Below are 21784 nucleotides of genomic sequence, written 5' to 3' on the forward strand. Positions count from 1 at the left end.
GGTGCCGCCCGATAACGTCCGCCACAGATCACGCGAAGAGGGAGCGAACGCATGTCTGCCACGACGTACCTGGAGCTGTCCGAAGCGGGCGGTGGGGCGCACAAGTTCTACGAAGTGCGCGTCGACGACACCGAGGTCACCATCACCTACGGGCGCATCGGGGAACAGGGGCAGGTCAGGACGGCCACCTTCGCCGACCACGCCAAGGCGCTCAAGGCGGCCGAGAAGAAGATCGGCGAGAAGGTGCGCAAGGGCTACGCGCCCGCCGTCAAGGGCGAGCGGCAGCGCCGGCCGGTGAGCAGGCGGCAGATCGTCAGCACCCGCTCGACCGCGCACCAGGCGCCGGTGCTGTGGCGGTTCGCCTCCGGCGCGCCGGCGTTCGGCATCTTCATCGGCGAGGACAGCGCCTGGGTCGGCAACGAGAAAGGCGACGTCTACACCCTCACCCACGACGGCCGGGTCACCGGGCGGTTCGGGTTGCCCGACTCCGTCAAGTGCATCGTCGCCGACGACTTCTGGATCTACGCCGGGTGCGACGACGGCCAGGTGTACGACCTCGGCGCCAAGGTGCCGCGCGTGGCCTACGAGATCGCCGACGACGTCGACATCTACTGGCTCGACATCCACGACGGCGTGCTGGGCGTGTCCGACCGGCAGGGCCGGGTGACCGTGGTGGACCACGAGGACGAGTTCCAGTGGTCCCGCCCGGCCACCGGCGACCACGCCTGGATGGTCCGCTGCTCACCGGAAGGCGTGTTCCACGGCCACTCCCGGGGCGTCACGCACTACACCGGTCGCGGCTCGGAGGTGTGGCACGCCCGGACCGCGGGCGACGTGCTGTTCGGTTGGCAGGAGCGCGACGAGGTCTTCGCGGGCACCAGCCGGGGCCGGGTGCACCGGTTCGCCAAGGCCGACGGGCGCACGACGGGCGAGTACCGCTGCGACGCGCCCGTGTTCTCCTGCGCGACCTCACCCGACGGCGAGTTCGTCTTCGCGGGCGACAACCAGTCGTCGGTGTACTGCTTCGCCGCCGACGGCACCCGGCTGTGGAAGCTCGCCACCGGCTCCGGCTCGGCGTACTCCATGCAGTACAGGGACGAACGCCTCTACCTGGTGACGACGGACGGCTCCCTCGCGTGCCTGGACGCCAGCCCGGCCGCCGTGCGCGCGGCCGAGCAGGGTGAACTGCCGCCGCGCCAGGACATCAAGGCCGGCAGCATCGACCGCGTCGAGGCGACCGCCGAGGTGGAGATCGTCTCGCACGCCCTCGCCGGCGAGGGCGTCGTCGTGGAGTGCGTGCAGGAGGGCAGCCGCGTCCGGGTGCACGTCGTCTCGGACGGCTACGACCGCAGCTGGGGCGTGCAGTTCCCGAAGAACATCCGCGTGCCCGGCGCGCGTTACCTGGTCTCCGAGGTCCTCACCTCGGCCGGCGGCTCGTTCTACCGCGTCCGCGGTGAGATCAAGCGCCTCCGCTGAGCGCCGTCGGCGGCGACCCGTCGTCATCCCGGGCCGCCGCCGGTCCACTCCGGACTGTCCTCAGTCGGGCAGCTCCGCCGCGATCCTGAGCAGCCAGTGGGTGATCTCGGCGGTGTCGTCGAACGTGGTGGGCACCGGTTCGCCGGGCGACCAGCAGCCGTCCGGCGACTGGGCGGACAGCAGGTGCTCGGTGACGCCGACCGCCAGGTCGAGCCGACGCGGGTCGCCGGTGTGGCGGGCCAGGAGCGCGGCGCCCCAGGCGACCTTGTGGCTGAGCTGGGTGGTGCGCAGGTTCTCGCCGCACGAGGCGGCGTAGTCCGCGTAACCGGCGGCGGCGGCGAGTTCGGCCGGGTCGCCGGTGACCTGGTGCAGGCGGGTGAGGAACGCGATCGGGTAGCCGATCATGAAGTAGGGCTGGTCGGGCGCGCCGGTGGTGAGCGCGTGCAGCGGCGAGTCGCTTTCCTCGCACAAGCCGTTCTCGTTGGCACGCAGGAAGAAGCGCTTGTGCGGTTCGGGTTGCGCGTGCAGCAGGGACGCCAGCCACGCACCCGCGGCGCGGGCCGCGGGCAGGTCGCCGAGGGTGAGCGCGAGGTAGCCGAGGTGCGCCGTGCTGATGGCGTCGGCCGGTCCGGTGCGGTTGGCCCGGTGACCACCCGATTCACCGAACCGGTAGGCACGCAGGTGGCGGTGGGCGCGGTCGGCCAGGTCGAACCGGCCGAGCTGGTGCGCGCCCAGCGCGATCCAGCCGTTGGGGTAGGACCAGAACTCCTGGTACACCGGGTTCTCGCTCTTGAGACCGGGCGCGGTGACGAAATCGCCGTCGTCGGTGGCGTAGCGGGCGTCGATGAACTCCAGCAGCCGGCGGGCCGCGCGCGGCCGGCCGGCGGACGCCAGCGCGGCGGGTGACTTGTAGTGGCAGGCCAGGTCGTCCTGCCCGTAGGAGCCGTCGGCGGCGATCCGCGCCACCAACCAGTTCGCGCCACGCGCGGCGGCGGCCGCGCAGCGCTCGGCGAGCGTCATCGGGGTGTCCCTCCGGGTTCGTCCGCCGGGCCGTCGACGACGGCCTCCACGACGGACAGGACGGTCGGCGTGGGCACGACGCGGGTCAGCCGCAGTCCGGCCGAGGCGAACAACGCGCGGAAGTCCTCCTCGGTGCGCTCGCGGCCGACCAGCGACGCCATCATCATCAGGTCCAGCGCCTTGCCCTGGTGCGGCACGTCGCCGGGCGGGAGGACCGCGTCGATCACGAGCACCCGCCCGCCCGGTCGCAGGGCGCGGCGGCAGTTGCGCAGGACGGTGGCGCACTGGTCGTCCGTCCAGTCGTGCAGGATCCGCTTGAGCACGTGCACGTCGCCGGGTGGCACCGCGGCGAAGAAGTCGCCCTCCGCCGTCGACCAGCGCCCCCGCGTGCCGTCGACGTCGAGGCGGTGGCCGGCCAGCACGTGCCCCTCGTCGTGGAGCACGCCCTTCAGGTCCGGGCGTGCGAGCAGGACGGCGGCCAGGAAACCGCCGTGCCCGCCGCCCACGTCCACCACCACGGCGTTCGGCGGGAAGTCGCAGCAGGCGGCGATGGGCGCGTTCTCCGTCTCGGAGAACGCCGCCATCCCGTCGTGGAACACCGCCGCGGTCGGGGCGTCCCGCGCGAAGTGCTCGAAGAAGGGCACGCCGAAGATGGCGTCGAACGCCGAGCCGCCGCCGGTCAGGCAGCGGGCCATCTCGCCGGCGGGCCGCCACATCGTCGGGTCGGTCAGCATCAGCACCGCCGACCGCGCCGACACCGGCGCGTCGGTGCGCAACGCGTCACCGGCCTCCGTCAACCGGAACCGGCCGCGCTCGTCCTGCTCGAACAACCCGCGGGTCGCCAGCAGCCGCAGCACGCGGAACAGGTTGTCCGCGTCCGTCCCGGTCAGCTCCGCCAGTTCGGCGGCGGCACGCGGGCCGCCCGCCAGGTGGTCGGCGACGCCGACCTCCGCCGCCGCCCGCAACGCGGCCGGGTACAGGTACCCCAACGCCTCGTCGATGACCGCCGCCGCCGCGCGACGCGGGTCGGGTCCGGCCGGTGCGCCGCTCACGCGCCGCCCCCGCACGGGGTTTCGACCGCCGCGCACCACCCGGTGCGACCGCCTGCGGTTCGGTGGACTTCACGGGACATCACGCCTCCAGCGTCCGGTGGGGCGGCGGCACGGCACTACGCGGCGACGACCCGCAACGCCTGGGGGCCGCGGAAACCGAGGTTGTTGTTCCAGTCGATCTCCTGGTCCGGCACCCGCAGGTGCGGCAACCGCGTGTACAGGGTAGCCAGGGCGGTCCGGGTGGTGGCGCGCACCAGCGGGTCGCCGAAGCACAGGTGCAGCCCCGAGCCGAGGGTCAGGTGCTCGTTGGGCAGCGGCCGGGTGAGCACCAGTTCATCCGCCCGGGGGAACTTGTCCGAGTCGCGGTTGGCCGACGCGGTGTACAGCATCACCGGCTGCCCCGCCCGGATCTCGGCGTACCGGCCGTCGTCGTACTCGTACGCGAAGTCCTCGCGCGCCACCCGGCCGACGAACTGGACCGGGTTGCAGTACCGCAGCAGCTCCTCCACCGCGGCGGGCGCCGTGCGCGGGTCCACCAGCAGCTCCTTGGCGCCGGGCGGGGCCTGGTCGACCGCGCGGACGCTGTTGCCGATCAGGTACCGGATGGAGGCGGTGCCGGCGAACAGCAGCAGGGCGGCCTGGGCGATCACGTCCTCGTCGTCCAGGGAGTCGTCCGGCCCGCCCACGGCACGCATCGCGTGCAGGAGACCGCCCTGCCGCTCGGAGGACCTGAGCGATTCCGCCGAGGACAGGAACGCCACCAGCTCCTCCGTGGACGCGCGGGCACGCAGCGCGAACTCCTCGGTCACCTGGGTCGAGCCGAGGAGCTGCGCGATGTCGTCGGTCCAGCGGATGAGTTCCGCGTGTGCTTCGGCCGGCACGCCCAGCAGGTCGGCGATCACGATGGCGGGCAACGGGAACGCCAGCTCCGACATGAGGTCGAACTCGTCGCCCGGCAACCCGGCCAGCAACGCGTCGACCGTGGCCTGGATGCTCCGGTGCAGCCGCTCGCCGCCGAGCGGCTGGTAGCCGCGGTGCACGTACCGGCGCAGCCTGCGGTGGCTCTCCCCGTCGTGGAAGGCGAACCACCGGCCGAGCACCCCGACCATGTCGTCGAACTCCACCCGCCGGTCCGGCGGCAGGAACCTCAGCGGCACGTCCGACCGGTTGTTGGACAGCCGCTCGTCCCGGATGAGGTGGCGGCAGTCGGCGTGGCGGAAGAACAGCCACGCGCCGCCGAACACCCGGTCGGACTGGTAGGCGGGTTGTTCGGCGCGCATCTTCGCGTAGAAGTCGAACGGATCACTGATGTAGTCGGATTCGTTGTGCGAGAAACGTTCGGCAGTGAGCGCGAGGGTCATCGTCATCCCATCACTCGGCACGATTTGGCGAGAGCTGTCGGAACGCGGTTCAGCCAAACTCGCCAAAGCCCGCGGATGCTGTCCGCGGCAGCTATTCCCGCGACCGCGCCGGGGTGTCTCAACGTCGAACCCGGCGATCACGCGGCCCGGTCACCCGATCAACCCAGGACTACCTCAGCGGTCACTCGCGCGCACCGGCGGTCCGGGCGATACACACGTTCCGCCGACCCGGGTCGCTCTTCCAGCGCAATCACGCCGGTCCGCCGACCTGCGACGACACCGGGCGTGACGACGGGCGGCGGCCCGGTTTTCCACGCCACCGGCACACCACCGCCGTACGGGTGACCGCGCCCGGGGCGCCCACCCGGTTCCGGTGACAATTCCAATCGAACACACCGCGCGCATTCCCCTCGGGACACTTCGGGTGACCGCAATTTCCCGGTTCACCGGAATTGCCGCGAATGCAGCGGCAATCTGCCGCGCGCAGGCCGGTGCGCGCCCCCTTTCGGTGGTAGGGCGCGGACCCCGGGCGTGGTTAGGCTCGGTGCCATGACAACCCAAAGCCCGCGTTATGACACGGTTGGCGATCTGTACCGGCAGTACAAAACGACCGCGACCGCACCCGTTCTCGAACGCCGGTTGTTCCTCGACCTGCTCGGCGACCCGACCGGGCTGCGGGTGCTGGACCTGGCGACGGGGTACGGGCTCTACGCGCGGCTGGCCGCGGAACTGGGCGCCGCGGAGGTGGTCGGCACGGACGTCTCCGGCGAGATGGTCCGTCACGCCCGCGAGGCCACCACCTCCCCCGGCATCACCTTCCACACGGTCGACGCCCTCGACCTCGGCCGGGCGAGCGGCCCCGACCTCGGCACCTTCGACCTGGTGACCGCCGTCTGGCTGTTCAACTACGCGGCGTCGCCCGACGAGGTGGCGGCCATGGCGGCGGGCGTGCGCCGCGTCCTGCGCCCCGGTGGGCGGCTGGTGGCCATCACCCTCAACCCCGGGTACGACGTCGCCGGTCCGGACTGGACTCCCTACGGCCTGGCACCACGCGCCTCCGTCCGCGCCGGACGCGGGAACCGGCTGGACGTCGCCCTGCTGACCTCGACCACGGACATCCCGCTGTCCGTGCACCAGTGGGACGCCGACGTCTACGCCGAGGCGTTGACGCGCAGCGGCTTGGCCGCGCCGGCGTGGCGGCTGCCCACCGCGCCCGAGGAGGACGGGGTGGAGCGGGAGCCGGGCTACTGGGCCGCGGCGACGACCAACCCCGTTTTCGCCGGGTTCACCACGCATCGCGCGGACCGGTGACCGGAGCGTCCGCAAAGGACTGATCGGGCGTGGGCGGGTCCCCCGCGGCGACGCGTCGCGGCCTGCGGGGGAACCGCCGGGCGCAGGTTGCTAGCCTGACGCGTACCTGTGCGCGCCGTGAGCTGGAGACCTGACCTGATGCTTGACCGTGCCGTCATCGACGCCCTGTTCCCGGCGGACCTGCCCGAACCCGCGTACTGGGAGCAGCAGTACCCCGAGCGGAGCCTGCCCGAGGGCGCCCAGGTCACCCGCTTCGGCCCGTCGCCGACCGGGTTCGTGCACATCGGTGGCATCTACGTGGCGACCATCGACCGCTCGATCGCCCACGCCACCGGTGGCTCCTACCTGGTCCGCGTCGAGGACACCGACCAGTCCCGCGAGGTCGAGGGCGCGCTGGACCAGTTCGACCGCGCCTTCGACTACTTCGACCTGCGCCCCGACGAGGGCGGCGAGCAGGGCGACTACGGGCCGTACCGCCAGTCCGAGCGCGAGCGGATCTACCTGACCTACGCGCGGGAACTGCTGCGCCAGGGCAAGGCGTACCTGTGCTTCGCCACGCCCGAGGAGCTGGCCGACATCCGGCACCGCCAGGAGGCCGCCAAGCTGCCGACCGGTTACTACGGTGGCTGGGCGATCTGGCGCGACCGCGATGCCGCCGAGGTCCGGGCCAAGCTGGACGAGGGCGCGCCCTACGTCGTGCGGTTCCGCTCGGAGGGGCGGGTCGACGCGAAGGTGTCGTTCACCGACGCGATCCGGGGTCGCCTGGAGCACGAGGACAACCGCAACGACGTGGTCATCGTCAAGTCCTCGGCCAACGCCGTGCGGCTGCCCACCTACCACTTCGCGCACGCCGTGGACGACCACCTCATGCGGGTCTCGCTGGTCATCCGCGGCGAGGAGTGGATCAGCTCGGTGCCGACGCACCTGCAACTGTTCGCGGCGCTGGGCTTCGAGGTGCCGACCTACGCGCACATCGCGCCGTTGATGAAGCAGATCCCCGGCGGCAAGCGCAAGCTGTCCAAGCGCAAGGACCCCGAGGCGGGCGTCGACTTCTACATCGAGCAGGGTTACCCGGCCGAGGCGGTGCTGTACTACCTGCGCGGCCTGGCCAACGGCCGCCTGGCCGAGACGCCGCTGCCCGAGGCGCTGGCCGCGCCGATCCGGCTGGACGAGTGCGGCGTGGCCGGTCCGCTGGTCGACCTGGTCAAGCTGGACGACATCAGCGCCGACCACATCGCCACGTTGACCGGCGAGCAGATCCTCACCGCCGTGCGCGCGTGGGCCACCCGGTACGACCCCGACCTGGTGCCCGTGCTCGACGCGCGTCGCGAGCAGGCGTTGGCCGCGCTGGCGGTCGAGCGCGACGGCGTGGAGAACCCGCGCAAGGACCTGCGCAAGTGGTCGGACTTCCGCCGTGCCTACGGGTTCTTCTTCGCCGAGCTGTTCCAGCCCGTGGCTGCCGACGACGAGCAGCTCGGTGGCCTGGACCCGCGGCTGGTGCGTGCGTTCGCCGCCGACTTCGCCGACCGCTACCAGGTCCTGGACGACGCGCAGGAGTGGTTCGGCCAGATCCGCGCGTTGGCCGCGGAGCACGGTTTCGCGCCCAACGCCAAGGAGTACAAGAAGAACCCCGACGCCTACCCCGGTTCCATCCGGGAGGCGTCGCAGGTCATCCGGGTCGCGCTGACCGGGTCCACCCGCAGCCCGGACCTGTTCTCGGTGGCGGGCGCGCTCGGCGCGGAGGAAGTGCTGCGGCGGGTCCGGGCCGTGGCGGGCGCCCAGTCCTGACCCGCCGGTCGGCGCGACCGCTCAGCAGCCCTTGAACCGGTCGCCGCGGGGCACGCCGGAGAACCGCTCGCGCAGCCCGTCATCGGCCACTCGGTGACGGGCTGCGCCGTGCGGGCACGTGTGCACGCCGTCGGAACTGCGAACGCACGATCAGCAGCACGACAACCGGCTCGCGCCAAGCCGGTCCAGCAGCCCGCCGACTCGGCGAGCAGGTGCCGGCGGTTGTGTCGTGACGACCACGGTCGGGGCCCGATGTCCCGCCGGCGTCCGATGCCGGTCGCGAGCGTGTCGCAGAACCCCGTGCGGCCGGGGGTAGTATCCGCGGTCGCGAAGTGATCACGCGGCGCGGAGATCGGACACCCATGACCGACGAGACGTTCCTCGACCACGTCGCCGACCGACTGGCGGACCTGCCCGGCGTGCACGCCGTGGCCCTCGGCGGTTCGCGTGCGGAGGGCACGGGCGCCCCGGACAGCGACTGGGACTTCGCCGTCTACTACCGGGACGGCTTCGACCCGGCGGACCTGCGCGCGATCGGTTGGGAGGGCGAGGTTTCCGCGATCGGCGGCTGGGGCGGCGGTGTCTTCAACGGCGGGGCCTGGCTCACCGTCGACGGTCGGCACGTCGACGTCCACTACCGCGACCTGGCCGTGGTCGAGCACGAACTCGCCGAGGCCGAGCACGGCCGCTTCCACTGGGAGCCGCTGATGTTCCACCTCGCGGGCATCCCGAGCTACCTGGTGGTCGCCGAACTCGGCGTCACCCGGGTGCTGCGCGGCGACCTGCCCCGCCCCGCCTTCCCCGCGGCGCTGCGCGCGACGGCTCCGCCGGTGTGGCGCGAGCGGGCGGCGCTGACGTTGCGCTACGCGCGGGGCGCGCACGTCCCGCGCGGGCAGGCCACCGAGGTCGCGGGCGCGCTGGCGACCGCCGCCGCGGCGACCGCGCACGCGGTGCTCGCGGCCCGCGGCGAGTGGGTCACCAACGAGAAGCGGCTGCTGCGCCGGGCGGGCCTGCGCGGCGTCGACGCGGTGCTGGCGGACCTCGGCACGACACCCGGGAGCCTGGAACGAGCGGTCACCGCGGCGGAAGCCCTGTTCCGGACAGCGGTCTGAGCGGCGCTCACCGCGCGGGCAGCCGGCCGGTTCGGTCGACGTCCCGCGGGTGAACGTCCCGACGACGCCCGGCGCGTTGTCCGCGCGGATGTCGTCGCCGTGGAGGCGGGCGTTCTCGCGCACCGACCGCACACCGGGTGAAGCGCGCCGACTCGTCGCCGAGGGGGCTCACAGCGTGCGCGTGCCGGCGTCGGCCCGGCGGAGGCGTTCACGGGCCTCCTCCTCGGACAGCGATGTGACGCGCTGCCCGACCGCGTGCTGGTACTTGGCGTCATAGGCCCTGGTCCACACGCCCGCCGCCCACGCCCGCCGCAGTTCGCCGGCGTTGAACCCCCGACCGCGCGCCCGGCCGTACGCGGCGAGGAACAGCTCGGTCTCCTCGACGGTGGCGAGCGCGTCCACGCGGGCGGTCGAGTACAGCGCGGCGGCGAAGCCGACCAGGACGGCTTCGTCCTCCGCGATCACGCTGTCCCAGTCGTGCACGACCAGCAGCGCGTCGCCGTTCCAGCGCAGGTTGGCGGCGAGCCAGTCGCAGTGACCGATCACGGCGCCGGACCCGCCGGTCCGCAGCAGGTCACGGGCACGCCGCCCGGCATCGTCGATCCACCCCGCCGACTCGTGGAGATCGACGTCGGGGTCCTCCTCCGAAGGCGGCCACAGCCCTTCCCCGGCGTGGTTCCAGGCCGCCCACGACGGCGGCGGGTCGAGCGCGGGCACCTCGGCCGGTCGGGGTGCCAGCCGGATCAGCCGCGCGAACGCCTCGGCGAAGGCCCGGACCGCGTGCTCCGGGCCGGGGAGCACGTCGCCGCCGGGCACGCAGGTCTCCGCGGTGGCGGTACCGCCGTCGAACGGCGTGACACCGGTGAGCGGCCGGGGGCAGGGGTAACCGGCCTCGAACAGGCGCCGCTGGACTTCGACGCAGGCCGCCGTCCGCGGCGAGTCCGGGCGAACCTTGACCACGACCTCGCGGTCGTCGGCCAGTCGCAGCCCGATGACCGCGGACAGGTGGCCGGACCGGAACAGCTCCTCCACCGGAGGACTGCCCAGGTGCTCCTCGCACCACTGGGCGAGGCGGCCTGGGTCGACGGCACGGGCGCGAGGCGGCACGGGGTGCATCCTCGCGGGTCCGGCGCACGCCCGCACCCGACTTGGCGAGCTTCGCCTGCCGGGAGTGTCGGCCTCGGGGCCGCCACCCCGCGAAACTTTCAGGAAGCCTGCCTGATAGTTAGGCCCCGCCTGACCCACGTGGGGCGGTCCGGGCCGCGCGCCGGCTTGGGGGACAGGTCTCAGCTCTCCTGGGGTGCACTCGGTTCGGCACGGCGGGCCAAGGCGGCTTCCAGGGACGACGCCACGGGCACCACCTGGTGCAACGCCGTCGTCCACAGCAGACGGACCAGCTTGTGGTCCTCCGCGAGCACCACGACCATCTCACCGCCCGCGTCCTGCATCCGCTGGTGGGTCCGGATCAGGGCGGACAGGCCGACCGAGGCCAGGAAGCCGGTCGCGTCGAGGTCCACGACGAGCAGGTCGGCCTTCGCGTCAACCGCGTGCCGCACTCCTTCGTCCAGGCCGTCGGAGAGGGTGGTGACGGACGCCTGGTCGACGTCACCACCGACCCGCACCCGGACGGCACGCCCGTCGGCGACGCCCTCGACCTTCGTCCACGTCTTGCTCTCGCCTTCCGCGCCCGGTGTTCCCCCGGTCGGGTCGTCGGCCGGTTGGCCGGCGCTGTCGCCCACGATCGCTCCCCGTGACGCGTGATAGGTGAACATTCCTCAATCGACCGGGTACCCGGCTTTCACCGGCCGAACCCACCCCCGGTCAGACCCGCCCGGCCCCGACCTCCTCCAGGCGCGGGGCGACCTCCCGCTGCCAGAACTCGAAGAACCGCTCCTGGTCGGCGCCGATCTGCTGCACGTACAGCTCGTCGAAGCCCGCGCCCACGAACTTCCGGACGTGGTCGACGTAACGCCCGGGGTCCGGCCCGGCGGGCACCGCCTCCGCCACCACCTGCTCGGTCACCATTGTCGACGCCTGCTCGAAGTGGCGCGGCGTCGGCAGCACCTGGGCCAGTTCACCGGGCAGCTGCTCGCTGGGCCACATCCGCAGCGCCGCCCGGACACCCTCCTCCTCGGTGGAGGCGTGGCACACCTTGAACCCGCCCTGGACCGGTCCCGCGCCGCCCTGCCGCCGGTAGGCCGCGACGAGGTCGCCGTCCGGCTTGTTGCTGCACAACCCGTCCCCGATCCGCGCCGCCACCCGCACCGCCTTCGGGCCGAACGCCGAGACGTAGATCGGCACGGGCCGCTCCGGCAACGTGTACAGGCGTGCGTTCTCCACGGTGTAGTGCCGGCCGTGGTGGTCGACCTCGGCCCCGGTGTGCAACGCGCGGATGATCTCGACGGCCTCCTCCAGCATCTCCAGGCGCACCGGGGCGGGTGGCCACGCGGCGCCGAGGATGTGCTCGTTGAGCGCTTCGCCGGAACCCACGCCGAGCACGAACCGGCCCTCGCACTGGACCGCCGCGGTGGCGGCGGCCTGCGCGATGATCGCCGGGTGCACGCGCGTGGTCGGGCAGGTGACGGCCGTGGTGATCGGCAACCGGGTCGCCTGGGACAGCGCGCCGATCACCGACCACACGAACGGGCTCTCACCCTGCGCGTCGTTCCAGGGGTGGAAGTGGTCGGAGATCCACAGGGCCCCGAAACCGGCCTCCTCGGCCAGCACGGCCTGGCGGACCAGTTCGCGCGGCCCGAACTCCTCGCACGACAGGAAGTACCCGATGCGGACCATGGCGGGCGGTTACCCCCGCGCCGGGTGCCGAACCACACCCGACCGACCACCAGCCGTCCGGGTGAACCACGAGGTCAGGGCACGATGGAGTCGACGTAGCCGCCGTCCACGCGGACCGCGGCCCCGGTCGTGGCGGACGCGAGCGGCGAGCCGAGGTAGACCACCAGGTTGGCGATCTCCTCCGGCTCGATGAGCCTGCGCAGCAGCGACTGCGGGCGGTGCAGGCGCATGAACTCGCGTTGCGCCTCGTCCCACGGCAGGTCCTTGTCCACCAACTGGTAGACGAAGTCCTCCACGCCCCCGGTGTGCGTGGGCCCGGCGATGACGCTGTTGACCGTCACACCGGTGCCGGCGGCGTCCTTGGCGAACCCGCGCGACACGGCCAGCAGCGCCGTCTTGGACATCCCGTAGTGGATCATCTCGGCCGGGATCACCACGGCCGAGTCGCTGGCGATGTTGAGCACGCGCCCCCAGCCGCGCTCCTTCATCCCGGGCAGGTAGGTGCGCGTCAGCCGGACCGCGGACAGCACGTTGACCTCGAAGTAACGCCGCCACTCGGCGTCGTCGATCTCCAGGGCGGGCCGCGCGTCGAAGATGCCGACGTTGTTCACCAGCACGTCGACCTCGGGCAACACCTCCCGCAGGCCGGCCACGCCGTCCGCCGCGGCCACGTCGGCGGGCGCTTCGACCAGGTCCGCGTCCGGTGCCTCGGCACGGATGCGCGCCACCGCCTCGGCGACCGCGTCGGGCTTGCGCCCGTTCACGGCCGTCCGCGCGCCCGCGCGGGCCAGGCCGGTGGCGATGGCTTCGCCGATGCCCTGCGTCGAGCCCGTGACCAGGGCCGTCCTACCGGTCAGATCGAGGTGCACGCCGGTTCCTCCGTTCCGCCGAATCGTCCTCACCATGCTCACCCCCACCACCCGCCGCGGCCACCCGGCGCGACCTCAGGACGTCGAGCACCACGTCCGCGGCAGCCGCCGCGCCGCCGCCCGCCGTCAGCTCGTCGCCGAGGGCGCGGGCGGCGGTGCGCACGGCGGGGTCGTGCAACGCGTCGGTCACGGCCGTGCGCAGCTCCGCCGCGGGAACCGCGCGGTGGGACAGGTTGTGCCGCAGGACGAAGCCCGCGCCGCGGTCGGCGACGGCACGCCCGATCAGGAGTTGCTCCACCTGCTGGGGCACGACGACGAGGGGCACGCCGCAATTCAGGCCCTCCATGACGCTGTTCATGCCGCCGTGGGTGACGAAGACGGCCGCGTGCCGCAGGAGTTCCGGTTGGGGCACGGATTCCCGCACGAGCACGTTGGCGGGCGCGGGCCCCGGGTCACCGGCGTGGTGGCCGGTCACGACGACGGCGCGGACCGGCAGGTCGGCCAGGACCTGGAAGCAGGTGCGGAAGAAGTCGGCGGTGCCGCCGTGCAGGGTGCCGAGGGAGACCAGGACCACGGGTTCCGGTCCGCCGGTGTGGGCGGCCAGTTCCGGGTCGAGGTCGTCGCCCCGGTCGGTGAACGCGGGGCCGACGAAGTGGCAGCGCTCGTCCACCAGCGGGTTGGGGGCCTGGAGGGCGCGCGGGATCGGGAAGATCGTGACGTCACCACGCATGGGCAGGGTCGGCGACGGCGGGTAGGTCTCCTTGCCGAGGCGGCGCACCACCTCGCGCCGCGCCCGCACGGCGGCCGGGAGGTCGGGCAGCATCGCGCGTGCGGTGTGGACCCACTCGCGCGCGGTGAGCACCTTCATGTCCCCCGCGCCGACCATCATCGTCGTCATGAAGGAGACCTTGGGCAGGTCCAGCGACGCCGCCGCCATGTAGCCCCAGATGGCGTTGGAGTCGAAGCCGACCGCGTCCGGCGGGGTGTGCCGCAGTTCGTCCACGAGGAACGGCACCAGCACCCCCGTCGCGCGCAGCAGTCGGGCGACCACGCGCAGCGTGCTGCCGGACCGGGTGGCTTCGGCGATGTCCTGCGAGGTCAGCACGCCGTCCGGGTAGGCGTGGAACTCCGCGCCCGCCCGTTCGACGGCGGGCCGGAACTGCTCGGTCGTGTAGTACGCCACCGCGACGCCACGCGTGACCAGTTCGCGCACGAGGGGCAGGCTCGGGTTGACGTGTCCGGGGGCGGGCATGCCCGCCATGACGAACTTGCTCATGCCCCTGTTTTTACACTCGATGTAGCGATATAGCCAATGCATCCATACCGTTGGTGTAAGGTTGTCGGGTGGCAGAGTCTCGGCGCGAACGCAGGAAGCAGCAGGTCAGGCGGGCCCTGATGGACGCGGCGATCAGGTTGTTCGCCGAACAGGGCTACGAGCGGACGACGGTCGCCCAGATCGCCGAGGCCGCCGACGTGGTGCCCAAGACGTTCTTCAACCACTTCCCGACCAAGGAAGACGTGTTGTTCGCCGACACCGAGCCCGACCACGCGCGGGCGGTCGAGGTGATCGCCGCGCGCGCTCCCGGCGACGACGTCGCGGACGTGCTGGTGCGGGCGTACGAGACGCTGCTGCGGGACTACCGCGCGGACGGCACGCGCGATCCCGGGGTGACCGAGTTGTACGGCCGCCTGCTGGTCACGGTGCCGACGCTCCAGGCCCGCGCGCTGCACCGGTCGCTGGCGTTCCAGCGCGAGGTCGCCGACGCCCTCCTCGCCGCCTTCCCGGACCGGCTCGACCCCGTCTCGGCCGCCGCGGTGGTCGGCGCGTCGGCCGGCGCGGCGCAGGCCGCCGCGTTGCGCAGCATGGAGCTGGGGCAGCCGGAGGAGCAGTTCTGGGACGCGATCCGGCGCGGCGTGCACATCGCCCTGCACGGCCTGCCCGCGCGGTGACGTCACCCCGTCAGCGCACGTGGTACATCGGGTTGGGCAGCTTGATGTCGTGCCGCGAGAACCCGCCCTCGAAATCGCTCTCCTGGTCGCCGACGTTGACGACGATCGTGTGGCCGCGAGCCTCCTGGAGGTGCTCCCGGGTCAGCGTCTTGTAGACACCCGTCCGGCACTTGTCCGCACACGGCAGGTAGGGCGGCGCGTCCTCGGCGCGGTCGGGCTTGAGGAACAGCTCGGCCGGCGGGAAGCCCTTCTCGGCCAGGTGCCGGGCGGTCGGCTCGCGCAGGCTCTCCGGGCGACCGGTGATGAAGAAGACCTTGATGCCGAGGCGGTGCGCGTCCCACGCGAGTTCGCGCACCGGCCGGATCGGCGGGAAGACCCCCGCCCGGATCGCCTCGTGCTGCGCGCCCCGGTCGAAGCCGAAGTCGCGGTCGGCCGCCCAGCCGTAGGTGATCTCGGCGGTGTCGTCGACGTCCAGGACGATCGCCCGGCCGGCCGCCGGTTCCACCCGGTCGAGCAGCGCCTCCCGCGCCTCCCGCACCTTCGCCCCGGTGTCGCGACCCCACTGGCTGTCCTCCGAGTGCTGGTTGCGACCGTCGACCACGTGCCCGCCGTAATACTCCTTCACCGCCGCCTTCGCCCGGCCCAGGTTGGGCGGCTCCGCCGCGGTGGCGGTCGACCCGGGACCGGCCAGGCCCACGGCGCCGCCCGCCAAGGTCAACCCCACCGACACCGCCACCACGAAGCCCGTCCAGCGCCCGCTCCGACTCATCGAACCTCCCGCACCCGGTCCTGAATGGACTGTCTTGATCCAGTATGGACATATTGCTCCGGGCCACCGGAGATGCGCTTCGTTCAGGTGATTCCGCGTTGGTCGCCACGCCGCCGGGTAGCCGTGGGACAACGCGAAGGAGGCGCCATGTCCGGAACGACCGAGAAGGTCACCCGCACGCCCGTGCAGTCCGCGGCCGTCGCGGTGGCCGTCGTGTTCCTGCTGGTCGGCGTCGCGGGTTTCATCCCCGGGTTGACCACCGACCTCGACTCGATCACGCTCGCCGGGCACCACTCCGGCGCGCACCTGCTCGGCATCTTCGAGGTCTCGGTGCTGCACAACGCGGTCCACCTGCTGTTCGGCGTCCTCGGTGTGGTGCTCGCCAGGTCCGCGGGCGGCGCGCGGGCCTTCCTGCTCGGCGGCGCCGTCGTCTACCTGGCGCTCTGGCTCTACGGGCTGCTGATCGACCGCGGCAGCTCGGCGAACTTCGTCCCGGTGAACGAGGCCGACAACTGGCTGCACCTGGGCCTGGCGCTCGGCATGGCGGCCCTGGGCCTGGTGCTGAGCCGCCGCGTCGTGCCCCGGGACGGTCGCCGCACCTGACGCGAACCGGGTGGAGTGCCGCGCCCCGCGATGGGGAATGGGTAGGCCATGGCGATCCCCTTGAAGCGGGCGGCGAGCACGTCGCTGCTGTACTTCTTCGTCCTGGGCGACATCCTCGGGGCGGGCGTGTACGTGCTGGTCGGCTCCGTGGCGGCCGAGGTAGGCGGTGCGGTGTGGTTGCCGCTGGTCACGGCGTTGTGCCTGGCCGGGCTGACTGCCGCGAGCTACGTCGAGCTGGTCACCCGGTTCCCGCGGGCCGGTGGCTCGTCCCACTACGCGACCAGGGCCTTCGGGTCGGCGGCCGGTTCGCTGGTGGGCTTCTGCATGGTGGCGGGCGGCGTGGTGTCGGTGGGCGCGCTGAGCCGCGCTTTCGCGGGCGACTACCTCGCGGCCGTGGTCGACCTGCCCACCGCGCCCGTCGTGGTGGTGTTCCTCGCCGCGCTGGCCGCGTTGAACATCCGCGGCGTGAAGGAGTCGCTGCGGACCAACGCCGTCGCCACCGTGGTCGAGGTGGGCGGCCTGCTGCTCGTCATCGGCCTGGGCACGTGGGTGGTGCTGCGTGGTGACGCCGACCTGTCGCGGCTGACGCGGGTGGACACCGGCGAGGGCGGCCTGAACGCGGTCCTGGCCGGCACCGTCCTGGCCTACTACTCCTTCGTCGGGTTCGAGACCTCGGTCAACCTCGCCGAGGAGGTCCGCGACCCCCGCCGGTCCTACCCGCGGGCGTTGCTCGGCGCGCTGGCCACCGCCGGGTTGGTGTACCTGGCCATCGGCCTGGTGACCAGCGCCGTGGTGCCTACCGAGCAGCTGGCCGGTTCGGACGGCCCGCTGCTGGAGGTGGTGCGTGCCGCGGGCGGCGTCCCCGGCTGGCTGTTCAGCCTGGTCGCCCTGGTCGCGGTGGCCAACGGCGCGCTGCTGACCGGCATCATGTCCTCCCGCCTCGCCTACGGCATGGCCATGGACGGGCTCCTGCCCAAGGCGTTGACCCGCGTCCTGCCGGGCCGCCGCACCCCGTGGGTCGCGGTCCTGGTCACCACGGCGGCGTCACTGGTGCTCGCCCTCACCGGCGAGGTCGCGGTGCTGGCGGAGACGCTGGTGCTGCTGCTCCTGGTCGTGTTCACCGCGGTGAACGCCGCCGTCCTCGTGCTCCGGCGGCAGGAGGGCGAGGCCGACCACTTCCGGGTGCCCACCGTCGTGCCGTGGCTGGCGCTGGCGTCGTGCCTGCTGCTGTTCACCAGGGTCGACGGCGAGGTGTGGTTGCGCGGGCTCGTGCTGGTCGGCCTCGGCGTGCTGCTCGCCGCCGTCAACCACGTCCGCCGGCGGCGCGCGGCTCCGGTGGCGGCCGGTGACCGGACGACCACCGCTCGGTAGTCTCCGCGCGACCCGGCGACCCAGGAGGAGGCTCGGTGGCGGATCTCGCGGACTCGATCGAATCGGTGGAGCAGTTGGCCGCGGCGTGGCGGGACGTGGTGCTCGACCGCGATCCGGACGCCGATGTGCGGGACCTCCCGGGCATCGCCGTGCGCTGGGCCGACTCCCGGTTCGCGTTCTGGAACTGCGTCACGTTGACCGACGTGGGCGCGGACGTGGCGCGGGCCGAGCAGCGCCTCGCCGAGGTCGCGGAGATCATGCGCGCCAAGCGGCACCCCGGGTTCCTGTGGTTGTTCGAGGACCTCCTGGCCGACGACGCGCGTGCCGAGCTGGACGCGGTGGCCGAGCGGGTGGGTCTCCGGCACGCCTTCAGCGGCAGGGGCATGGCCGGGGACCTGCTCCCCGTCCCCGAGCCCGACCACCCCGAACTGACGTTCACCCGCGTGACCACCGACGAGCAGTTGCGGGCCTACGCGGACCTGAACTCGCGCGCCTACGGCTTCCCGCTGGAGGACGGTCGCGACGGGCTCGCCGGCACCGCGCTGTGGCAGCAGCGGGCACACGCCTACCTGGGCCTGCGGGACGGCGTCCCGGTGACGTGCGCGGCGAGCATCGAGGCGGACGGCCGGCTCTTCGTCGCCCTCGTCGCGACCGACCCGGACTGGCAGCACCGGGGCTACGGCGAGGCCGTGACGCGAAAGGCGCTGCACGCGGGCTACCGCGTCGGCGGGCCGACCCGCGCCACGCTGCACGCGACCGCCGCCGGGGAGCCCGTCTACCGGCGGATCGGCTTCAAGCCGAACTCGGTGGTGCGGTTCTACGGCCTCGGGGGCTGAGCCCGGCTCAGGTCGCCTCGCCGGCGTGACCGGGCGGCGGCGGCCCGCTGACCGGCGGGTGGGCGGCGCTGTCCCGGCGGCGGTAGGTCCACCAGGCGCTGAGCAGGGCCGCCGTCGCGACCACCACGCCCACGACCACCGCGTTCACCGCCGCGACCGTGGCGCGCGGCCAGGTCTCGTAGCCGAGCACGACGGGCGTGAACACCAGCCAGATGCCGACCGCGGTGGTCACCAGGCTCAGCCACGGCAGGCTGCGCGGGGCCAGCACCCGCAGCAGCGCCAGCACGGCGATCACCGCGCCCAGCACGATGTCGTGCCAGTAGCCGACGAACCCGTGTCCCGGCGGCGCGTAGTCCAAAGCGATGGGGGCGATGGTCAGCCACGCGCCGGCCACGAACACCACCCCGCTGGTCAGGCCGTCGGCCGTGGGCGTGCGGGCGTCGTCCAGCAGCATCCCGCCCTCGGGCGGCACGAGGGGTTGGTGCCCGGCCGCGGTGATCGGGGTCGGGTCGAGCGGGCGGTCCTCCCGGCCCGTCGGCGGGTCGGGTTCCGGTGTCGAGTGGGTCATCGCTGCTCCCCGGGCGGCGTCACGCCTCCGGCCCGTCGTCTCCCGGACCGGACCACGGCGGGTTCTCGTCGGCCAGCTCGACGTACTGGTCGACCTCCTGCGGGGTGGGGTCCACACCGGCGTGCTCGGCGAACTCCTCCGGGTCCTGCGGGGGCGTCGTGGGATCGGTCATGTCGGCACCACCTCCGCACCTGGAGTGCCCGGCGGCACTCGGCGGAAACCGGTCGCCCCGGTGGGTTCGACCGGCGCGTGCCCGGTTACCCCGTCGGGCACGAACCCCCGTGCACAGCGAGGAGCCGCGGACATGAACGACCACCCCGACATCACCGACGTGGCACCACTGGCCGCCACCCTGCTGGAGGAGGCGCGCGGGCACAGCGCGCGGCGCGCGGCACGCACGTTGGTCACGGGGACGTCGCTGCGCGCCACGCTCATCGCGTTGGCCGCGGGGGCGGAGATGGACGAGCACGAGGCGCCGCTGGCCGCGACGTTGCAGGCCGTCATCGGTGACGTCGTGCTGCACAGCGACGGGCGGGAGCAGCCGGTACCCGAGGGGCGGTTGGCGCCGGTGCCGCCGACCCGGCACAGCCTCACGGCCGTGACGGACGCGGTCGTGCTGCTCACCGTCGCGCTGCGGTGAGGCTTTCAGCCCGGCGGTGACGGGCGGTCCGCCCACAGCAGGTGGCGCACCACGGGCGGGGCGGCGGCGAGGTCGCGGGCGACCCGCTCCACCTCCACGTCGGTGGTGGTGGAGCGTTCGAGGTGCTGGCGCAGGTGTTCCTGCCACGTGGCGACGGTGAACGTCTCCAGGTACACGTCGGGGTCCGCCGTGTCGCGGAACAGGCCCCACAGCGTCGCGCCCGTGCGCCGGCGCGACCGGCAGACCTTGCGCATCGCCGCCAGGAACTCGGCCGCCCGCGTCCCGTCGACCCGCCACTCCACGGTCACCAGCACCGGTCCCCGCGCGACCTCGGGCATCTCCGGCGGCGCGTCCCAGAGGCTCGCGGGCGACGTGTCGAGCTGCCGCTCGGTCAACGGCAGCGCCCGCGCCGCCACCGCCACCACCAGCACCATCCCGGCCGCCGGCACGACCATCGCGCCCCGCACGCCCAACGCGTCGCCGAGCGCGCCCCACGCCAGCGCGCCGACGGCCTGCCCGCCCATGAAAACGAGCTGGTAGTAGGACAACGCCCGAGCCCGCGTCCACGCCGGGAGCAGCACCTGCGCGGTGGCGTTCAGGGTGGACAGCACGGCGATCCACGACGCGCCGGCCACCAGCATCGCGGGCACCGCCACCACCGGTGACGACGTCAGCCCGGCCACCGCCATCGCCACCGCGTACGCGCACGTGGCGAAGGTGATCAGGAGGTTCTTCCCGGTCCGCCGCAGCACGCGCGGCACGACGAACGCGCCGCCGATCGCGCCGACGCCGACGCTGCCGAGCAGCACGCCGTAACCACCCGCGCCCAGCCCCAGCGGACCACGCGCGATGGCGGGCAGCAACGCCCACAACGCGCTGCCGAACACGACGAACAGGACCGACCGCTCCAGCACGCGTCGGAACAGCGGCGAGCTGCGCACGTACCGCGCGCCCGTCCGCACGGCCGTGGTCACGTGCTCCGCACCCAGCGGCCGGTGGTCGGACGGCCGACGCCACCGCCACAACACCAGCAGCACGCCGAAAAAGGACACGGTGTTGAACGCGAACGCGGCCTCCGGCCCGGCCGCCGCGATCAGCAGGCCGCCCAGCGCGGGACCGATGGCGCGGCCGACGTTCGCGTTCACGCCGTTGAGCAGCGCCGCGCGGGGTATCTCGGCACGCGGCACCAGCTCGGGCTGGATCGCCTGGAACGACGGCACCGCCAACGCCTGACCCACGCCCATCAACGCGATCAACGCCAGCAGCGTCACCGGCGTCGCGCCGCCGGCGGCGGTCAGGGCCGCCAGCCCGCCCGCGCCGGCGAGCATCAGCGACTGGCCGGCGATCAGCACGTGCCGCCGGTCGACGATGTCACCCACCGCGCCGAACGGCACGACCAGCAGGAACACCGGGACGGTGGTCGCCGCCTGCACCAGCGCGACCGCCAGCGCACCGCCGCCGAGATCGCCCATCAGCCACTGCGCGCCCACGGTCTGCGCCCACGTGCCGATGTTGGACGCGAACTGCGCCAGCCACAGCGCGCGGAACGTCCGCCGCCGCAGCGGCGCCCACGCCGAATCGCCGCCCATGCGGTGCGCCTCCGATGTGCTCGGTCCCGGAACGCTCGAACTTCCCCGCCCCGGCCGGGGCAAACCCGCCGTGGTGTACGGTACGGTTTCGTACACTACGGCGACGGGGGTCGGGGGATGCGGGGCGAAGCACGCGAGCGGGCCATCCTCGACGCCACCGCGGAACTGGTCGCCGAGGTCGGCTACCAGGCGATGACCGTGGACGCCGTGGCGGCGCGGGCAAGGGCCAGCAAAGCCACCATCTACCGCCGATGGCGCAACAAGGCGGAGCTGGTGAAGGCGGCGCTGGACGCCTACGACGCCGGGTTCAACCTGGTCATCCCCGACACCGGCGACCTGCGCGGTGACCTCGTCGCGGTGATGGAAGCCATGCGGGCCAAGGCGACCGACCGGTACCTGGCCCTGCTGGACGGGCTCATCACCGCCGCCAGGTACGACCGGGTGCTGGCCGCCGCGTTGCGGGAGCACCAGGAGGACGACGAGCTGTCGCCGTTCACCGCCGGGTTGCAGCGCGCCGTCGCCCGCGGCGAGCTGCCCGCCGACGTGGACACCGCGCTGGTGCACGACGTGGCCGAGGCGTTGATCATGCGGCAGCTCACCACCGGGCTGCCGTTCGACGCGGCGTTCATCGACCGCGTGGTCGACCGCGTGCTGCTGCCTTTGATCGGACGTTGAG

22 protein-coding genes are annotated in these 21784 nt (G+C 73.1%); 10 read left to right on the top strand and 12 right to left on the bottom strand.

From position 1 onward, the window contains the following. Positions 1-51 precede the first annotated feature (51 nt). Complete coding sequence (locus tag KZQ38_RS16345; protein ID WP_219442888.1) at positions 52-1476, top strand: WGR domain-containing protein; 1425 nt, start codon at positions 52-54, stop codon at positions 1474-1476. A gap of 60 nt (positions 1477-1536) precedes the next feature. Here the strand turns inward: KZQ38_RS16345 and KZQ38_RS16350 are convergent, their stop codons facing one another. From KZQ38_RS16350 to KZQ38_RS16360, 3 genes are all read right to left on the bottom strand, one after another. Then, positions 1537-2496 carry a hypothetical protein gene (locus tag KZQ38_RS16350; RefSeq protein ID WP_219442889.1) on the bottom strand — a complete coding sequence of 320 codons (960 nt, stop codon included), beginning with the start codon at positions 2494-2496 and terminating at the stop codon, positions 1537-1539. Beyond that, a complete protein-coding gene (locus KZQ38_RS16355) occupies positions 2493-3548 on the bottom strand; it encodes a methyltransferase (RefSeq protein WP_219442890.1) in 1056 nt (351 codons plus the stop codon). Before KZQ38_RS16355 ends, KZQ38_RS16350 begins: the two co-directional genes overlap by 4 nt. 116 nt (positions 3549-3664) lie before the next feature. After that, complete coding sequence (locus KZQ38_RS16360; protein ID WP_219442891.1) at positions 3665-4915, bottom strand: cytochrome P450; 1251 nt, start codon at positions 4913-4915, stop codon at positions 3665-3667. Between the two features lie 543 nt (positions 4916-5458). Here KZQ38_RS16360 and KZQ38_RS16365 point away from each other — a divergent pair. The 3 genes from KZQ38_RS16365 to KZQ38_RS16375 all read left to right on the top strand — a co-directional run bounded on the left by KZQ38_RS16365 (position 5459) and on the right by KZQ38_RS16375 (position 9120). Next, a complete protein-coding gene (locus KZQ38_RS16365; RefSeq protein WP_219442892.1) occupies positions 5459-6220 on the top strand; it encodes a class I SAM-dependent methyltransferase in 762 nt (253 codons plus the stop codon). Positions 6221-6358: 138 nt separating this feature from the next. After that, positions 6359-8008, top strand: a complete 1650-nt coding sequence (locus tag KZQ38_RS16370) for a glutamate--tRNA ligase (protein WP_219442893.1) — start codon at positions 6359-6361, stop codon at positions 8006-8008. Positions 8009-8370: 362 nt separating this feature from the next. Then, the gene (locus tag KZQ38_RS16375; protein WP_219442894.1) at positions 8371-9120 is read left to right on the top strand and encodes a nucleotidyltransferase domain-containing protein; all 750 of its coding nucleotides are present in this window, start codon (positions 8371-8373) and stop codon (positions 9118-9120) included. 168 nt (positions 9121-9288) lie between these two features. Here the strand turns inward: KZQ38_RS16375 and KZQ38_RS16380 are convergent, their stop codons facing one another. From KZQ38_RS16380 to KZQ38_RS16400, 5 genes are all read right to left on the bottom strand, one after another. Beyond that, on the bottom strand, positions 9289-10227 hold the full coding sequence (locus KZQ38_RS16380; protein WP_308258434.1) for a phosphotransferase family protein: 939 nt from the start codon (positions 10225-10227) through the stop codon (positions 9289-9291). A gap of 179 nt (positions 10228-10406) precedes the next feature. Further along, on the bottom strand, positions 10407-10859 hold the full coding sequence (locus tag KZQ38_RS16385; protein WP_219442895.1) for an STAS domain-containing protein: 453 nt from the start codon (positions 10857-10859) through the stop codon (positions 10407-10409). 82 nt (positions 10860-10941) lie between these two features. Continuing rightward, entirely contained in the window at positions 10942-11913 is a 972-nt protein-coding gene (locus KZQ38_RS16390; RefSeq protein WP_219442896.1) for a TIGR03557 family F420-dependent LLM class oxidoreductase, read from the bottom strand. A 74-nt stretch (positions 11914-11987) separates the two neighbouring features. Further along, on the bottom strand, positions 11988-12782 hold the full coding sequence (locus tag KZQ38_RS16395; protein ID WP_219442897.1) for an SDR family NAD(P)-dependent oxidoreductase: 795 nt from the start codon (positions 12780-12782) through the stop codon (positions 11988-11990). Further along, positions 12760-14058, bottom strand: a complete 1299-nt coding sequence (locus tag KZQ38_RS16400) for a macrolide family glycosyltransferase (protein WP_257901439.1) — start codon at positions 14056-14058, stop codon at positions 12760-12762. The genes KZQ38_RS16395 and KZQ38_RS16400 overlap by 23 nt, the downstream gene beginning before the upstream one ends. A gap of 68 nt (positions 14059-14126) precedes the next feature. On the opposite strand from KZQ38_RS16400, the gene KZQ38_RS16405 reads away from it, so the two are divergent. Continuing rightward, on the top strand, positions 14127-14732 hold the full coding sequence (locus KZQ38_RS16405) for a TetR/AcrR family transcriptional regulator (protein WP_219442898.1): 606 nt from the start codon (positions 14127-14129) through the stop codon (positions 14730-14732). 10 nt (positions 14733-14742) lie between these two features. Here KZQ38_RS16405 and KZQ38_RS16410 read toward each other — a convergent pair whose 3' ends face one another. Further along, positions 14743-15501: an HAD family acid phosphatase gene (locus tag KZQ38_RS16410; protein ID WP_219442899.1), complete on the bottom strand. Its 759-nt coding sequence runs from the start codon at positions 15499-15501 to the stop codon at positions 14743-14745. A 147-nt stretch (positions 15502-15648) separates the two neighbouring features. Here KZQ38_RS16410 and KZQ38_RS16415 point away from each other — a divergent pair, with 147 nt between their 5' ends. Genes KZQ38_RS16415 through KZQ38_RS16425 form a run of 3 tightly spaced genes read left to right on the top strand, consistent with a single transcriptional unit; the run spans position 15649 to position 18311 of the window. Continuing rightward, on the top strand, positions 15649-16104 hold the full coding sequence (locus tag KZQ38_RS16415; protein ID WP_219442900.1) for a DUF4383 domain-containing protein: 456 nt from the start codon (positions 15649-15651) through the stop codon (positions 16102-16104). Positions 16105-16152: 48 nt separating this feature from the next. Beyond that, complete coding sequence (locus tag KZQ38_RS16420; protein ID WP_219442901.1) at positions 16153-17475, top strand: APC family permease; 1323 nt, start codon at positions 16153-16155, stop codon at positions 17473-17475. 35 nt (positions 17476-17510) lie between these two features. Further along, a complete protein-coding gene (locus KZQ38_RS16425) occupies positions 17511-18311 on the top strand; it encodes a GNAT family N-acetyltransferase (protein ID WP_219442902.1) in 801 nt (266 codons plus the stop codon). Between the two features lie 7 nt (positions 18312-18318). Here KZQ38_RS16425 and KZQ38_RS16430 read toward each other — a convergent pair whose 3' ends face one another. Together KZQ38_RS16430 and KZQ38_RS16435 are read right to left on the bottom strand one after the other, a co-directional pair. After that, a complete protein-coding gene (locus KZQ38_RS16430; RefSeq protein WP_219442903.1) occupies positions 18319-18879 on the bottom strand; it encodes an SPW repeat domain-containing protein in 561 nt (186 codons plus the stop codon). Positions 18880-18898: 19 nt separating this feature from the next. Then, entirely contained in the window at positions 18899-19051 is a 153-nt protein-coding gene (locus KZQ38_RS16435; protein WP_219442904.1) for a hypothetical protein, read from the bottom strand. A gap of 132 nt (positions 19052-19183) precedes the next feature. On the opposite strand from KZQ38_RS16435, the gene KZQ38_RS16440 reads away from it, so the two are divergent. Beyond that, positions 19184-19519 carry a cupin domain-containing protein gene (locus tag KZQ38_RS16440; protein ID WP_219442905.1) on the top strand — a complete coding sequence of 112 codons (336 nt, stop codon included), beginning with the start codon at positions 19184-19186 and terminating at the stop codon, positions 19517-19519. A 5-nt stretch (positions 19520-19524) separates the two neighbouring features. On the opposite strand, the gene KZQ38_RS16445 is transcribed toward KZQ38_RS16440, so the two are convergent. After that, complete coding sequence (locus KZQ38_RS16445) at positions 19525-21108, bottom strand: MFS transporter (RefSeq protein ID WP_219442906.1); 1584 nt, start codon at positions 21106-21108, stop codon at positions 19525-19527. A gap of 117 nt (positions 21109-21225) precedes the next feature. Here KZQ38_RS16445 and KZQ38_RS16450 point away from each other — a divergent pair, with 117 nt between their 5' ends. After that, complete coding sequence (locus tag KZQ38_RS16450; RefSeq protein WP_219442907.1) at positions 21226-21783, top strand: TetR/AcrR family transcriptional regulator; 558 nt, start codon at positions 21226-21228, stop codon at positions 21781-21783. Position 21784: the final 1 nt, after the last annotated feature.

Origin of the sequence: Saccharothrix obliqua (assembly GCF_019375475.1) — a bacterium.
Classification (GTDB): Bacteria; Actinomycetota; Actinomycetes; order Mycobacteriales; family Pseudonocardiaceae; genus Actinosynnema; species Actinosynnema obliqua.